General features: G+C 70.1%; 10 protein-coding genes and 2 pseudogenes. All 12 read left to right on the top strand.

What is annotated here, in order from left to right:
• The first annotated feature begins 6 nt into the window (after positions 1 to 6).
• Entirely contained in the window at positions 7 to 1,095 is a 1,089-nt protein-coding gene (locus AC4OR5_RS25390) for a TauD/TfdA family dioxygenase (protein WP_003089373.1), read from the top strand.
• Entirely contained in the window at positions 1,092 to 2,111 is a 1,020-nt protein-coding gene (locus AC4OR5_RS25385) for a TauD/TfdA family dioxygenase (RefSeq protein WP_003089370.1), read from the top strand. Before AC4OR5_RS25390 ends, AC4OR5_RS25385 begins: the two co-directional genes overlap by 4 nt.
• 19 nt (positions 2,112 to 2,130) lie before the next feature.
• Entirely contained in the window at positions 2,131 to 8,508 is a 6,378-nt protein-coding gene (locus AC4OR5_RS25380; RefSeq protein ID WP_058159993.1) for a non-ribosomal peptide synthetase, read from the top strand.
• Positions 8,509 to 8,575: 67 nt separating this feature from the next.
• Positions 8,576 to 9,118, top strand: coding sequence for a YbaK/EbsC family protein (locus tag AC4OR5_RS25375; RefSeq protein WP_058159994.1), 543 nt, complete (start codon positions 8,576 to 8,578; stop codon positions 9,116 to 9,118).
• A gap of 219 nt (positions 9,119 to 9,337) precedes the next feature.
• Positions 9,338 to 10,789, top strand: coding sequence for a carbohydrate-binding protein (locus tag AC4OR5_RS25370; protein WP_003089363.1), 1,452 nt, complete (start codon positions 9,338 to 9,340; stop codon positions 10,787 to 10,789).
• Between the two features lie 176 nt (positions 10,790 to 10,965).
• Entirely contained in the window at positions 10,966 to 11,715 is a 750-nt protein-coding gene (locus tag AC4OR5_RS25365) for a GntR family transcriptional regulator (RefSeq protein WP_003089358.1), read from the top strand.
• Positions 11,712 to 13,436: a fumarate reductase/succinate dehydrogenase flavoprotein subunit gene (locus AC4OR5_RS25360; protein ID WP_003139390.1), complete on the top strand. Its 1,725-nt coding sequence runs from the start codon at positions 11,712 to 11,714 to the stop codon at positions 13,434 to 13,436. The genes AC4OR5_RS25365 and AC4OR5_RS25360 overlap by 4 nt, the downstream gene beginning before the upstream one ends.
• An 85-nt stretch (positions 13,437 to 13,521) precedes the next feature.
• Positions 13,522 to 13,767 carry a 4Fe-4S dicluster domain-containing protein gene (locus AC4OR5_RS25355; protein WP_003089354.1) on the top strand — a complete coding sequence of 82 codons (246 nt, stop codon included), beginning with the start codon at positions 13,522 to 13,524 and terminating at the stop codon, positions 13,765 to 13,767.
• Positions 13,768 to 13,916: 149 nt separating this feature from the next.
• Positions 13,917 to 14,108 (top strand): annotated as a pseudogene (locus AC4OR5_RS25350) (ABC transporter ATP-binding protein); the annotation flags it as partial.
• The gene (locus AC4OR5_RS25345; protein WP_024947886.1) at positions 14,105 to 15,070 is read left to right on the top strand and encodes a HEAT repeat domain-containing protein; all 966 of its coding nucleotides are present in this window, start codon (positions 14,105 to 14,107) and stop codon (positions 15,068 to 15,070) included. The pseudogene AC4OR5_RS25350 and the gene AC4OR5_RS25345, both read left to right, overlap by 4 nt.
• On the top strand, positions 15,067 to 15,348 hold the full coding sequence (locus AC4OR5_RS25340) for a DUF971 domain-containing protein (protein WP_003117826.1): 282 nt from the start codon (positions 15,067 to 15,069) through the stop codon (positions 15,346 to 15,348). Before AC4OR5_RS25345 ends, AC4OR5_RS25340 begins: the two co-directional genes overlap by 4 nt.
• A gap of 340 nt (positions 15,349 to 15,688) precedes the next feature.
• Positions 15,689 to 15,996, top strand: a pseudogene (locus AC4OR5_RS25335) (porin); the annotation flags it as partial.

The raw sequence follows: 15,996 nt of genomic DNA, 5'->3' as shown, positions 1-15,996 counted from the left end.
ACAGCGATGGAACGAACAGCTCCCAGTCTCACCGGTCGCGGCTTCGCCCGGCCGCGCAATCTCACCCCGCGCAGCAGCGAGGCGCTGGTGCGGCGCCCGGCGGCGGAGCGCGACGGCCTGCCGCTGCTGATCGAGGCACAGGCTCCCGGCCTGTCCCTGGCCGACTGGATCCGCGAGCAGGGCCAGTCCCTGCACGACGACCTGAATCTGGCTGGCGGCCTGTTGCTGAGAGGCTTCGAGGTCGACTCGGCAGAGCGCTTCCGCGCAGCCGCCGCCGCCTTCGCTCCGCAACTGCTCGACTACAAGGAGCGTTCCTCGCCGCGTAGCCAGGTCAGCGGCGAGGTCTACACCTCCACCGAGCATCCGCTGGACCAGCCGATCTTCCTGCATAACGAGCAGTCCTATACCGCCGACTGGCCGCTGTACATCATGTTCCATTGCCAGGTGGCGCCGCTCGAAGGCGGCGCCACCCCGGTGGCGGCCAACCGGTTGGTGCTCCGCCACCTGCCGGACGAATTGCTGGAGCGCTTCGAGCGCCTGGGCATCCTCTACGTGCGCAACTACCGCGCTGGCCTCGGCCTGTCCTGGCGCGAAGCGTTCCAGACCGACAGCCGCGCCGAGGTCGAGGCGTTCTGCGCTGAGCACCGGATCGCCCATGCCTGGATCGGCGACGAGCACCTGCGCACCTGGCAGAGGCGCGCGGCGTTCCAGCGCCACCCGCATACCGGCGAGCGCCTGTGGTTCAACCACGGCATGTTCTTCCATGCCAGCAGTCTCGAGCCGGGCCTGCGCGATGCGCTGTTGCGCAGCGTCGCCGAGGAAGACCTGCCGTACCAGACCTACTACGGCGATGGCAGCCCGATCGAGGCGCAGACCCTGGCGACCATCCGCAGCGCCATAGACCGCGAGACGCGGCGCTTCGACTGGCGCGTGGGCGACGTGCTGATCCTTGACAACATGCTCGCCCAGCACGGCCGCGAGCCGTTCCGCGGGCCGCGCCGGATCCTCACCATCATGTCCACGCCGTATTCCGGCCTGGCCTCCGCCGATGTCCCGCCGACACCTTCGCGCCTGGCGCTCGGAGGTGCCGCATGAGCGCCTCGTTCAGCGCGCCGCGCCTGCGCCCCCGGCAGCTCTCGGCCGGCGACCTGGTGGAGGAGAGCCTGCTCGACCCGGCCAACGGCTACCTGCGCATCGTCCGTGCGCGCCAGCCGGGCATGGACCTGCGGCAATGGATCGCCGCCGCCGGCGCAGGGCTGCGCGACAGCCTGCTGCGGCATGGCGGCATCCTGTTCCGTGGCTTCGCGGTGGACGGCGCGGAGGGCTTCTCCCAGGCCGTGCAAGGCTTTTCGCCGAACATGCTCGACTACCTGGAGCGCGCGGCGGCGCGCCAGGAAGTGGCGCACCGGGTGTTCACTTCCACCGAGTTCTCGCCGGATGGCTGGATTCCGCCGCACCACGAAATGTCCTACTCGCACAACTGGCCGAGCTACATCCACTTCTACTGCCAGACGCCGCCCGCCACCCAGGGCCGCACGCCCCTGGCCGACGAGCGCCGGGTCAGCGCCCGGATACCCGAGGCGATCAGGCAGCGCTTCCTCCGCCATGGGGTGTGCTACGTGCGCAACTACGGGCCGGAGATCGACCTGACCTGGCAGGAAGGCTTCCAGACCGACAGCCGCGCCGAGGTCGAGGCCTACTGCCGGCAGACCGGTACCCAATGGACCTGGCTCGACGACCAGCGCCTGAATACCCGCCAGGTGCGCCAGGCGATGGTGCGCCACCCGCTCAGCGGCGAGCCGCTGTGGTTCAACCACGCGCACATGTTCCATGTCTCCAACATGCCGCCGGCCCTGGCCCGGGCCTTGCTCGACGAGGTCGGCGAACAGGGCCTGCCGCGCAACGCCTACTACGGCGACGGCAGCCCGATCGAGGCGGAGGTGCTGGACACCATCCGCGCCGCCTACCGCGAGGAAACCCGCGCGTTCGCCTGGGAGCGCGGCGATGTCCTGATGCTCGACAACTTCATCAGCGTCCACGGCCGCGAGCCGTACACCGGCGAGCGCAAGGTGCTGGTGGCGATGACCGACCTGCATGTCCACCAACCCTGAACCCGTGCGAGGGATAGCCATGAGTGCGTCAGAAGACCTGCAATCCGCTGTGCAACCGGCCGCGAGCGAAGCGCTCGAAGGATTCCCGCTGTCCCCCTTGCAGACCCGCGCCTGGCGCCGTCATGCCGAGCGGCCGGAAAATGCCGTTGTCGGCGTGCGCCTGCACGCCCCGGCCGATCCCGCGGCGACGCTGGAGCGGCTGCGCCGGGCGCTGGACGGCGAGGCGCAACTGCGCGTGGCTTACCGGACGATGCCGGGCATGAGCCTGCCGGTGCAGGTACTGGATGGACGCGCGGCCGATCTGCTGGTCGAGCGCCTGCCGGGAGACGGCGACTGGGCCGGGCGCTTCGCGCGCGAAAGCGCACGTCTCGCCGCTGCGCCCCTGGGCGGGGAAGGCCAGCCGGTGCTGGCGCTCGGCCTGCTGCTGGACGCCGCCGGAGAGACGCTCCAGGGGCTGTTGCTGGCGGCGCCGGCGTTCGTCGTCGATGCGGCCAGCCTGGCGGCGCTGCTGCGCCGCGGCCTGGGGCAGGCCGGCCCGGCGAGCGCGGACGAGGGGGCCGAGGCGCTGCTGTTCCAGCATTTCTCCGAATGGGCCAACGATGCGCTGGCCGGCGAAGACGGCGAAAGCGCCAGCGGCTACTGGCGCGAGCAGGCGGCCGCTGCGGCGGAGAATCCGCTGGCGCTGGCGGACGACCTGGGCGAAGGCGAGTGGACGGCGCGGCGCCTGCTGCCGCGCGCGCTGCTCGAACGCCTGGCCGCCAACGGCTTGCCGGAGGCGGCCGCCCTGCTGGCCTGGACCCAGGTCGCCGGGCAGTTCCAGGGCGACGAGGGACTGCCGCTGGAAATGGCGCGACTGGTCTCGGGGCGCCTGTTCAACGAGTTCGCCGAGCTGGCCGGACCGTTCGCCGGGGTCGCGCCGCTGTGCCTGGAGAATGTCCGCGCGGGCAGCGTCGGCGAGCGGCTCGACGCCCTCCAGGCGGCGATCCTCGCCCAGGAGGAGGCGGCGGCCCTGCGCGATCCCTTTGCCCCCGACTGGCCGCTCGCCGAGTTGGGCTTCGCCTGGCTGGCGGGCGAACTGGATGGCGCCGGGGTGGCCGAGCTGGATTGCCGGCAGCCGCTGCTGGGCGGGTTCCTCGAGTTGCAGGTGCTGCCCCACGGCGAAGGCCGGCTGGCCAGCCTGCGGGTCCGCCGCGACCATGACGGAACGCTGGCCGGGCGCTTGCTCGACGCCTGGGTCGAATGCCTGGAAAGCATCGCCGCCGACAGGCAACTGCCACTGGCCGGGCTGCCGTTGATCGGCGCGGCCGAGCGCGAGCGCTACCAGGCGTGGCAGGGCGAGCGCGTGGAGCCCGCGCCGGTGGAATCCCTGGTGGCCGCGTTCGATCTGCGCGCCGCCCTGCAGCCGCAGGCGCCGGCGTTGCTGGATGCCCACGGCAGCCTGGATTTCGCCACGCTGCGCGCGCGCAGCGAAGCGGTCGCCGAAGCGCTGCTGGCTGCCGGCGTGCGGCCCGGCCAGGCGGTGGCGGTGATGACCGGGCGCAACCGCGAGGCGATCGTCGCCCTGCTCGGGGTGATGCGCGCGGCGGCGGTGTACACCCCGGTCAATCCGGAGTTTCCGGCGGCGCGGGTGGAGCGGATGCGCGAAGCGGGCGGGATCGTCTTCGCCCTTGCCGATGCCGAGTGCGCCGGGCGCGCCCGCGAGGCCTTCGCCGGGGCCTGCCTGGACCTGTCGACGCTGCCGCTTGCCGGCAGCGGCATGAGCCTGCCGGCGCCGGGCGGGCGCGATGCGGCCTACATGATCTTCACCTCGGGCACCAGCGGCCAGCCCAAAGGCGTGGTGGTCGAGCACGCCAGCGCGCTCAACCTGTCCCAGGCCCTGGCGCGCACGGTATACGCGAACGTGGTGGGCGAGGGCCTGCGGGTGACGGTCAACGCGCCGTTCTCCTTCGATTCCTCGATCAAGCAGATTCTCCAACTGCTCTCCGGCCATTGCCTGGTCCCGGTGCCGCAGGAGGTGCGCAGCGATCCGCAGCGGATGCTGGGGTTCCTCGAAGAACGGCGCATCGACGTGCTCGATTGCACCCCGTCGCTGTTCCGCCTGCTGCTCCAGGCCGGCCTCGACGATGCCCATCCGGCGCTGCCCGGGCGCATCCTGGTAGGGGGCGAGCGCTTCGACGAAGCGTCCTGGGAGGTCGCCGCCGGCTGGCGCCGCTGCCAGGTGTTCAATCTCTACGGTCCTACCGAAGCCACGGTGAACGCCAGCCTGGCGCGGGTCGCCGAGCATGCGCGGCCGACCATCGGCCGCGCCCTGGCCAACGTCGACCTGCATGTGGTCGATGGCCTCGGTCGTCGCAAGACCCGTGGCGCCAGCGGCGAACTGTGGATCGGCGGCGCCGGGGTGGCGCGCGGCTATGCCGGCGACGCCGGCGAGGCGGCCGGGCGCTTCCTCGAGGAGGGCTGGCCGGGCAGCGGCCGCCTGTACCGCAGCGGCGACCTGGTGCGCTGGCGCGCCGACGGTTGCCTGGAGTTCCTCGGGCGGATCGACGAACAGGTGAAGATCAACGGCTACCGCATCGAACTGGGCGAGATCCGCAGTGCGTTGCTGGAACACCCGGCAGTGGGCGAGGCGGCGGTACTCACCGACGAGGCCGATGCGGCCGAACCGGGCGCGGATCGCCGGATCGTCGCCTTCGTCACCGCCGCCGGGGAGACCGCGGACGAGTCCTGGCTGGAAGTCGACCTGCCCAGCGGGCACCGGGTCGCCGGACTGAACCTCAACGAAACCGAGTACGTCTACCAGGAAATCTTCGTCGACGAGGTCTACAGCCGCGACGGCATCGTCCTGCCGCCGGACGCGGTGGTCCTCGACGTCGGTGCCAACATCGGCCTGTTCTCGTTGTACATCGCCAGCCGCGCGCCGCGCGCGCGAGTGGTCGCCTTCGAGCCGCTGGCGCCGATCCGCCGGCGCCTGGAGGCCAACCTCGGACGCTACGCACCGCAGGTCGAGGTATTCGGCATCGGCCTGTCCGACGCCGAGCGCGAGGAGACCTTCACCTACTATCCGGGCTACTCGACCTTCTCCGGGATCGCCGAGTACGCCGACGCCAGCGGCGAACGCGACGTCATCCGACGCTACCTGAGCAACCAGGGCGAGGAGGGCGGGGCCAACCTGCTGCTGGACAACATCGACGAAATCCTCGACGACCGCCTGCGCGCCGAAGCCCACCGCTGCCGCCTGCGCCGCCTCGACCAGGTGATCGGCGAACTGGGCCTGGAGCGTATCGACCTGCTGAAGATCGACGTGCAGCGCGCGGAAATGGATGTGCTGCTCGGTCTCGACGACGCGGCGCTGGCCAAGGTCCGGCAGATCGTCCTGGAGGTCCATGACAAGCGCGACGGTGCCACCGCCGGCCGCGCCGATGCCTTGAGCGACCTGCTGCGCCGCCATGGCTTCGAGGTGAGCATCCGTCAGGACGCGCTGCTGGAGGGTACCGACCGTTACAACTGCTACGCGGTGCGCCCGGGCTATGCCGAGTCGCTGGCCGAGCGCATCGACTGGCGTGCGCTCGCGCCGCGCCCCGCCGCGGCCCTCGGCGGCGAGCTGAGCGAGCAGGCCCTGCGCGGCTTCCTCGAGGCGCGCCTACCGGCCTACATGCTGCCGAGCCGGATCGCCCGGGTCGAACGCCTGCCGCTGACCGCCGAAGGCAAGCTCGACCGTCGCGCGCTGTTGGCGGCGCTGGCCGCCGAGGCGGCCGCGCAGCCCCTGGAAGCGCCGGCCAATGCCACCGAGGCGGCCCTCCTGGAGATCTGGAAGAGCGTGCTGAAACGCCCGGCGATCGGCGTCAGCGACAATTTCTTCCAGGTCGGCGGCGACTCCATCCGCCTGATCCAGATGCAGGTCATGGCGCGCCAGGCCGGGCTTGCCTTTACCCTGCGCGACGTGTTCAACCACCAGAGCATCCGCGAACTGGCGCGCCTGCTGGCCGCTCCGGCGAGCCCGGCGGATGCGCTCGGGACCTCGGCGCCGCAGACGCTGGAGCCGTTCGCCCTGTTGTCGGCGGCGGAACGCAAGCGCCTGCCGGAGGGGCTCGACGACGCCTATCCGATGACCAGCCTGCAACAGGGCATGCTCCTGCAAAGCGAGGCCAGCGGCGATCCACGGCTGTTGCACAACGTCGTCCTGCACGAGGTGCATGGACGCCTGGACAGCGAGTTGCTGGCGCGCGCCTGGGCGATCCTGATCGGCCGCCACGCGATCCTGCGTACCGGCTTCGACCTGCACGGCGGCCAGGCGCCCTTGCAATGGGTCCACCCGGCCACGGCGGTCGCCGCCGAAGTGCCGGTGCACGACCTGCGCGGCCTCGATGAGGAAGCCCGGCGCCTGCGCCTGCGTGCCTGGATCGAGGAAGAGCAGGCCACCCCGTTCGACTGGAGCCGCCCACCGCTGGTGCGCCTCGCCGCGCTGGCGCTGGACGAGTGGCGCTTCGCCCTGGGCGTCGCCGAACACCATAGCGTGCTGGACGGCTGGAGCCTGCAAAGCCTGGTGGACGAGCTGCTGGCGGTCTACGCCGACCTCCTCGCCGGTGTCGTCGCGCGGGAAGCGGAAGCGCCGGCGGTAGGTTTCCGCGACTACGTGGCGCTGGAGCGCGAGGCCGAGGCCAACGCCGCCTCGGCGCTGTTCTGGCTCGACTACCTGGCCGGCGCCCGTTACCGGCCGTTGCCCGGCCTGGCGGAGGAGGGGCCCCGGCGGATGGCGGCGGTCCGCGTGGACGTGCCGGCCGACAGCCTGCCGCGCTTGCGCGCCCTGGCCGAACGCAGCGGCCTGCCCTTGCGTTCGTTGCTGCTGGCGGCGCATGGCCGGGCGTTGTGCCGCTTCAGCGATGCCGACGAAGTGGTCAGCGGCTTCGTCAGCCACGGGCGCCCCGAGGAGCCGGGAGCGGACCGCCTGCTCGGCCTGTTCCTGAATACCCTGCCGTGCCGGCTGTCGGCTTCCGTCGATCTGCTCGACAGCGCCCGTCGCGCATTCGACTACGAGCGCGCGAGCCTGGAGCATCGGCGCCATCCGCTGGCGGCGATTCGCAGGCGCAACCGCGAGTTGCGCCTGGACAGCCTGTTCAACTTCGTCGATTTCCACCAGGACGACGCCGCGCCGACGGCGGGAGTAAGGCACGGCGGCATCCTCGACCAGGTGGTGGTGGACGTCGACGTGCCGCTGGCGGTGGACTTCGAGGTGGCCGGCGAACGCCTCGAGGTGGGCTTCCAGTACGCCGCCGGACGTTTCCCCGCCGAGCGCGCCGAGGCATTGGCCGACGCCTACCGCGAGGCGTTGCTGGCGCTGCTCGAGGACCCGGCGCAGCCGCCCGCGGCGGTCCAGTCCGAGGACAGCGTGGAGCTGCGGCGGGTGCTCAAGGTGTTGTCCCGGGTGCTCGGCCGGCCGCTGGCGGCCGACCAGGGCTTCGCCAGCGCCGGCGGGCATTCGCTGCTGGGCGTGCAGGCGATCGCCGAATTGCGCCGGCTGACCGGCAGGCAACTGAGCCTGGGGCTGTTGCAGGGCGATCCGGATGCCCGCGAAGTGGTGCGCCGCTGCCATGCCGCCGACGCGCCGCCGTTGCCGCCCGCCACCGAGCGCGCCCGGGCCCTGTGGTTGCAGCGCAGCGGGAGCGCGCAGCCGCGCCTGCGCCTGATCGCGCTGCCGCCCGCGGGCGGCAACGCCGGCACTTTCCGCGGTTGGGACGCGCGCCTGCCGGCGGACGTGGAGCTGCTGGCGATCCAGTATCCGGGGCGCCAGGAACGCCAGGACGAGCCATTCGTCACCGATGTAGAGGCCATGCTCTGTGCCATCGACGACGCGCTCCTGCCATTGCTCGACCGTCCGTTCGCCCTGGTCGGCGCCAGCCTCGGCGGCATGCTCGCCTACGAACTGGCGGCACGCCTGGAAAGCCTGCACGGCCTGCGCGCCAGGCAGTTGTTCGTGATCAGCAGCCGCGCTCCGGGGCCGGACCTGGAATACCCGCGCTTCCATGCGATGGGCGACGCCGAGTTGCTGCGAACCCTGCGCGAGTACGACGTGCTGCCGCTGGAAGTGCTCGACGACCCGGAGCTGCGCGAGATCAGCCTGGCTACCCTGCGCGCCGATTCGCGCCTGGCCGCCGACTATCGCTACCGGCCGCGCGAGCCGTTGGCCATACCGATCACCGCGATCCTCGGCGAGCAGGACCCGGGCGTCTCCAGGGCGGCCATCGACGGCTGGCGGCGGCACGCCAGCCGCTACGAGCTGGAGACCCTGGCCGGCGGTCACGGCCTGGTGGTGACGGCGGCGGAGGAGGTCTGCGCGATCCTGCGGCAGCGCCTGGCGGCCGATGTGCCTGGCGGCGTGCCGGCGAACCTGGCAACCTGAACCGCCGGCCCCTGCCGCCCGCCTGGCGGCAGGGGCCGGTGCCGTCCGTCTTCATTCGAGGTTGCCCATGGTTCTGCGCGAATACACCCAACGCCACCGGCTCGACGCCGTCGCCCCGGCCGACTACCACCGCCACCTGCCGGACCAGGTCGCGCGCGGCCTGCCTTCCGCCGAGCTGGTGGTGTTCCGCGTCGCCGACGAGCATTCCGACACCGCGGCGTTCAGCGCACGCTACGGCTTTGGCCTGGAGGACTGCGCCAATACCCTGGTCCTGCGTTACAAGCGCGACGGCGCCGAAGGCTATGCCGCGGTGGTCAACCTGGGCTCGCGGCGGCTCGACGTGAACGGCGCGGTCAAGGCGCTGCTCGGGGCCCGCCGGCTGTCCTTCGCCGCCCGCGAGGTCGCCACCGAGCTGACCGGCATGCAGTTCGGCGGCATCACCGCGTTCGGCTTGCGCGAAGGCATGCCGCTGCTGGTCGACGCGGCGGTCTTCGAACGGCCGTTGGTGGTGATGGGCGCCGGGGTCCGCGAGACCAAGCTGCTGCTGTCCCCGGCACTGCTGAAAGACCTTCCCGGAGTGGTGGTCGCCGAACTCAGCGAAGCCGGTTGAACCCGGCGCGGAGCATCGCCGCCGCGACTCTGCCAATTGTGGTAGGTGAAGCCTTCCGCCGTCTCTGCAACCATGCCCCCGCCCTGATCGCGACAAACGCCGGAATGCCCTGCGGTAGACGTTCGCGCCTGTGTTTCGAGGCGTTCGCGGCGGCCACGGCGGCGGTTCGTCGGACAGCCCCTCCGGATGCATTTCCTACCTTCATCCGAGGAGCGGTAAATGATCAGGATCGACTTTTCCCAGTTGCACCAGGCCCGCGAAGATGCCGCGGCGGCCATGCCGAGCATCGCCGGCAAGAAGATTCTCATGGGCTTCTGGCACAACTGGCCGGCCGGCGCCGCCGACGGCTACCAGCAGGGCTCGTTCGCCAACATCGCGCTGGAAGACGTGCCGAGCGAGTACAACGTGGTCGCCGTGGCCTTCATGAAAGGGCGCGGCATCCCGACCTTCCAGCCATACAACCTGTCCGACGCGGAGTTTCGCCGCCAGGTCGGCGTGCTCAACGCCCAGGGCCGCGCGGTGCTGATCTCGCTGGGGGGCGCCGACGCGCACATCGAGCTGCACGCCGGGCAGGAGCAGGCGCTGGCCGCCGAGATCGTCCGCCTGGTGGAAACCTACGGTTTCGACGGCCTGGACATCGACCTCGAGCAGAGCGCCATCGACCTGGCCGACAACCAGCGGGTGCTGCCGGCGGCCCTCAAGCTGGTGCGCGAGCACTACGCCGGGCAGGGCAAGCACTTCATCGTCAGCATGGCCCCGGAGTTCCCCTATCTGCACAAGAACGGCAAGTACGTGCCTTATCTGCAGGCCCTGGAAGGCGTCTACGATTTCATCGCGCCGCAGTACTACAACCAGGGCGGCGACGGCCTGTGGGTCCAGGAGGCGAACGGCGGCAAGGGCGCCTGGATCGCGCAGAACAACGACGCGATGAAAGAAGACTTCCTCTACTACCTCACCGAGAGCCTGGCCACCGGCAGCCGCGACTTCGTGCGGATCCCGGCGCAGCGCCTGGCCATCGGCCTGCCGAGCAACGTCGATGCGGCGGCCACCGGCTACGTGATCGATCCCGCCGCGGTGAGCAATGCGTTTCGCCGCCTGGAGGCCGCCGGTCATGCGATCAAGGGCCTGATGACCTGGTCGGTGAACTGGGACGATGGCCTGAACAAGCGCGGCGAGCGCTACAACTGGGAGTTCCGCAAGCGCTACGCCAGCCTGATCCATGACGGCGAGGGCGGCGACCAGCGCCCGGCGGCGCCGCAGGGCCTGCGTCTGCTGGAGCGCGGCGAGACCAGCCTGGTGCTGGCCTGGAACGCCTCCAGCGGGCAGCGTCCGATCGATTACTACAGCCTCTATCGCGACGGCGCCATGGTTGGCCAGAGCGCCGCGCTGGGTTCCACCGACAGCGGCCTGACGGCGGACACCCGCTACAGCTATTTCGTCACCGCCACCGATACCCAGGGCAACCAGTCGCTGCCCAGCGAAGGCCTGGAGGTCAGCACCAGCGGCGGGGCGGTGGATCCGCAATTCCCGCAGTGGCGGGAGAACCAGGCCTACCGGGTCGACGATGGGGTGACCTACGAGGGGCTGCGCTATCTCTGCCTGCAGGCGCACACCTCCAACAGCGGCTGGACGCCGCCGGTAGCCTTCACCCTCTGGCGGCCGCTGCGCTGAGGGGGCGGGCCGGTCCGCGCCGCGGGCCGGCCCTTTGGCCGGCGAGAACCACGCACGGGGCGGTGGCCTATCCATATGCGTTTTCGGTATTTCCGCTTGATCGTTCATGGCGTTTACCATCACAGCATAACTTGTTATAACAAGTGTCCGAGCCACTCCGACGAGCGAATCCGACCATGGGCAAACTGCTCCCGCTTTCTCCCGTGCCGCTGTACAGCCAGCTCAAGGAGCTGCTGCGCGGGCGCATCCTCGACGGCGTCTACCCGCCGCTCAGCCGCATGCCTTCGGAGAACGAGCTGGGCAAGGCCTTCGACGTCAGCCGCATCACCGTGCGCCAGGCGCTCGGCGACCTGCAGAAGGAAGGGCTGATCTTCAAGATCCACGGCAAGGGCACCTTCGTCGCTCGGCCGAAGGCGTTCCAGAACGTCAGCACCCTGCAAGGCCTGGGCGAGTCCATGACGCAGATGGGCTACGAGGTCATCAACCGCCTGCACGGCCTGCGCTACGTGCCGGCCGGCGCGCAGGTGGCCGAGCGCCTGCGGGTGGAAGAGGGCAGCCCTGTGTGCGAGATCAAGCGGGTGCGGCTGGTCAACCGCGAGCCGGTTTCGCTGGAAGTCACCTACCTGCCGCAGGCGCTCGGCGAGCGCCTGGAGAAGGCCGACCTGGTGACCCGCGACATCTTCCTGATCCTCGAGAACGATTGCGGCATTCCCCTCGGCCATGCCGACCTGGCCATCGACGCGGTGCTCGCCGATGCCGACCTGACCCGCGCCCTGGCGGTCGAGGAGGGCGCGCCGATCATGCGCATCGAGCGCCTGACCCATGCCGCCGACGGCGCGCCGCTGGACTTCGAATACCTCTACTACCGCGGCGACGCTTTCCAGTATCGCCTGCGCATCGATCGGCAGAAGGGAGAGCGGGCATGAACACCCTGGAGCAGGAATACGACATCGTGGTGATCGGCGGCGGCACCGCCGGGCCGATGGCGGCGATCAAGGCCAAGGAACACGACCGCGAACTGCGCGTGCTGCTGGTGGACAAGGCCAACGTCAAGCGCAGCGGCGCCATCAGCATGGGCATGGACGGGCTGAACAACGCCATCGTCCCCGGCCACGCCACGGCCGAGCAGTACACCCGGGAAATCACCGTGGCCAACGACGGCATCGTCAACCAGGCGGCGGTCTACGCCTATGCCAGCCACAGCTTCGAGACCCTGCGGCAACTGGATCGCTGGGGCGTCAGGTTCGAAAAGGACGAGACCGGCGACTATGCGGTGAAGAAGGTCCACCACATGGGCGCCTACGTGCTGCCGATGCCGGAAGGGCACGACATCAAGAAGGTGCTCTACCGCCAGCTCAAGCGTGCGCGGATCCCCATCGCCAACCGCCTGGTCTGCACCCGCCTGCTCACCGATGCCGAGGGTGCGGTGAACGGCGTACTCGGTTTCGACTGCCGCAGCGGCGACTTCCATGTGATCCGCGCCAAGGCGGTGATCCTCTGCTGTGGCGCGGCGGGCCGCCTGGGCCTGCCGTCCTCGGGCTACCTGATGGGTACCTACGAGAACCCGACCAACGCCGGCGACGGCTACGCCATGGCCTATCATGCCGGCGCCGAGCTGGCCAACCTGGAATGCTTCCAGATCAACCCGTTGATCAAGGACTACAACGGTCCGGCCTGTGCCTACGTCACCGGCCCGCTGGGTGGCTATACCGCCAACGCCAGGGGTGAACGCTTCATCGAATGCGACTACTGGAGCGGGCAGATGATGTGGGAGTTCCACCAGGAACTCGAAGGCGGCAACGGCCCGGTGTTCCTCAAGCTCGACCACCTGGCGGAGGAAACCATCCAGACCATCGAGGACATCCTCCATGGCAACGAACGCCCCAGTCGCGGGCAGTTCCACGCCGGGCGCGGCACCGACTACCGCCAGCAGATGGTCGAGATGCACATTTCCGAGATCGGCTTCTGCTCCGGCCACTCGGCCTCCGGCGTGTGGGTCAACGAGAAGGCCGAGACCAGCGTGAAGGGCCTCTACGCCGCCGGCGACATGGCCGCGGTGCCGCACAACTACATGCTCGGCGCCTTCACCTATGGCTGGTTCGCCGGGCGCAACGCCGCCGAATACGTCGCCGGGCGCGCCTTCAGCGCGGTCGACCGCGCCCAGGTCGAGCGCGAGCGTGCGCGGATCGAGGCGCCACTGCTGCGCGAGCATGGCCTGCCGGCGGCGCAGGTGGAGTACAAGCTGCGCCGGCTGGTCAACGACTACCTGCAACCGCCCAAGGTGACCCGCAAGATGGAATTGGGCCTGCAACGCATCCAGGCCATCGCCGAGGACCTGGAGCGGATCAAGGCGGACAACCCCCACGAGCTGATGCGCGCCCTGGAGGTCAGCGCGATCCGCGACTGCGCGGAGATGGCCGCGCGCGCCTCGCTGTTCCGCACCGAGAGCCGCTGGGGCCTGTACCACCATCGGGTGGACTATCCGCGGCGCGACGACGAAGCCTGGTTCTGCCACGCGCACCTGAAGAAGGACGAACAGGGGCGCATGGCCAGCTTCAGGAAACCGGTCGAACCCTACCTGTTCGCCATCGACGAGGGCGAACAGCAGGCCTACCAGCGCCTGCGGCTGAGGAACGACGCCGCCTAGGGCCCCGCGCCCCGGCGTAGTACCGCTAGACACCGAGCCCGCCGCCACGAAAGCGGGCCAGATCGAACCACGAGGACCGCGTGCCATGGCCTACCGACCCCAGGACATCTTCTTCCGCAGCAGCGCCCCGGTGACCATCGACGAAGACCGCTGTATCGCCGACAAGGGCTGCACCGTCTGCGTCGAGGTCTGCCCGATGGACCTGCTGGCCATCGATCCGACGACCCGCAAGGCCTACATGGCCTACGACGAGTGCTGGTACTGCATGCCTTGCGAAAAGGACTGCCCGACCGGCGCGGTGAAGGTGGAGATTCCCTACCTGCTGCGCTGACGCCCCCTCCCGGCAAGCGAGGCACAACCCGCCATCCGGCCCACTCCCGGACGCCACCCTGAAACACCCCCGTTTCCCACCACCGTCCGGGTGGCGGAGACGATTCCCATGACCCTGATTCGAGGGGAATCCCCATGCGACTGCGTGCAATCCTGGCCAGCCTGGCGCTGGATTTCCCGCGCCCTCGCGACGCCCGGCTGGTGACCAGCGCCGACTTCGTGCGCCTGAAGCGCCACTGCCTGGAACTGCTCGACCACGACGACGGCCGCCAGTGGCCGCGCCTGACCCTGCTCGGCCTGCCGCCGGGCATTACCCCGGACCGACTGCGGATCGCCATATGACCTGTGAAAACGCCACACTGCCCGAAATCCTCGAACTGTCGCCGCGCCTGGAGGACGCCGATCCCGGCGTGCGTCGCCTGGCGCTGATCGAACTGGCCGACCTGGAGCTGCCGGAGGCGCTGCCGTTGCTGGTTGCGGCCCTGCGCGGCGATCCCGACCCCGGCGTGCGCGGCGAGGCCGCGCGCCTGCTGGAGGCCTGGGAGGAAGACGCAGTGGTCGATGCGCTCTGCGCGGCGCTGGCCGATCCGCTGCCGGCGGTGGCCGAGGCCGCCGCGCAGAGCCTTGGCGAACTCAAGGAACCGGCCGCCGGGCGGCGCCTGCTGCCGTGGCTCGAGCATGCCGATGCCTTCGTCCGTGCCAGCGTATTGCGTGCGTTGCGCGAACTGCGCCTGGAGGAAAGCGCCGCACCGGCCCTGGCCGCCCTCGGCGACCCGCAGGCGGCGGTGCGCCGCGAGGCGGTGGCGGTGCTCGGCTGGCTCCGCCACCAGCCGGCCCTGGCCGAACTGGCCAGGCTGGCCAGCGCCGACGCCGACCCGGAGGTGCGCCGGGCGGCCACCGGCGCCCTCGGCCTGAGCCGCGAGGCGGCGGTGCTGCCGGCGCTCTGCGCGGCGCTGGCGGACGCTCAATGGCAGGTTCGCGAAGAGGCGGCGACGACCCTTGGCAAGCTGGGCCGGGAGGAGGCCGGCGAGCCGCTGCTGAAGGCCCTGGCGGACGACTACTGGCAGGTCCGCCTGCGCGCCGCGCGGGCGCTCGGGCGCTTGCGCCACCGCCCGGCGCGGGAGGCGCTGGAAGCATTGCTCGGCCATCCCATCGGCAACCTGCGCAAGGAGGCCGCCCTGGCCCTCGGCGAACTGGCGGACCCGGCCTCGGCCCAGGCCTTGCGGGTCGCCGAAGGCGACGGCGATCCCGAGGTGCGCAAGGCGGTGCGCATCGCCCTGGCGCAACTGCGGGTGCCGGCATGACCCAGCCGCCGCTGCGCCTGCGCAATGCCGCCAGGGACGGCTGGCTGATTCTCGAATGGGCGGACGGTGCGGTCAGCCGGATCGACCATGCCCGCTTGCGCGCCGCCTGTCCCTGTGCGCAATGCCGGGCGCAGCGCCTGCGCGGACGGATCGACGCGGCGGAGCAGGGCGTGCGCCTGCGCGATATCCGCCTGCAGGGCTACGGCGTGCAGTTGTTGTTCGACGATGGTCACGAGCGCGGTATCTACCCCTGGTCCTATCTACGCGACGAACTCTGAGCGGAGGATTGTTTCGCTATCGGAAACAACGTGAAGCGCGCTCATGGGTATCAGGTTGTTTCCGCGCTCCGCGATCTTCACCGTAGCCGCTCTGCGCCTCGGTCGTCCGGAGCGAGAGCGCCAGGGCTTGGCTTCGTTGTCGTTTACGTAACAGTGTTTTCCAGCCTGAAACGTTTCAGCTTTGCCCGCAAAGTCCTTATCATTCGCAAATTAACCATTGTTCTGCTTGGCTCAGATCATGAGCCCTCTTCATATACCCTTGTTCCTGGCAAGGGTATCGAGGGAGTAGAGCGGTCGCTGCATGCGACCAGTCGACCATTCGCAACGAGGAAGCGTTCGCGTGAAATCCCATCTTCTCCGTCCGGCCCTGCGCCCCGTGGCGGGCAGCCTGCTGTCCGCCTCCCTGCTGTGCAACGCGGCGCACGCCGCCGAGGCGTTCTCGCCGAACTCGAAATGGATGCTCGGCGACTGGGGCGGCAAGCGCACCGAGCTACTGGAGAAGGGCTACGACTTCAAGCTGGAGTATGTCGGCGAGGCGGCGGCCAACCTCGACGGCGGCTATGACGACGACAAGACCGGGCGCTACACCGACCAGTTCGCCCTGGGCGTGCACATGGACCTGGAGAAGATCCTCGGCTGGAAGGCCAC

The sequence above is a fragment of the Pseudomonas sp. YA1 genome (assembly GCF_058680555.1).
This window is presented reverse-complemented; position numbering and strand designations above follow the sequence as displayed.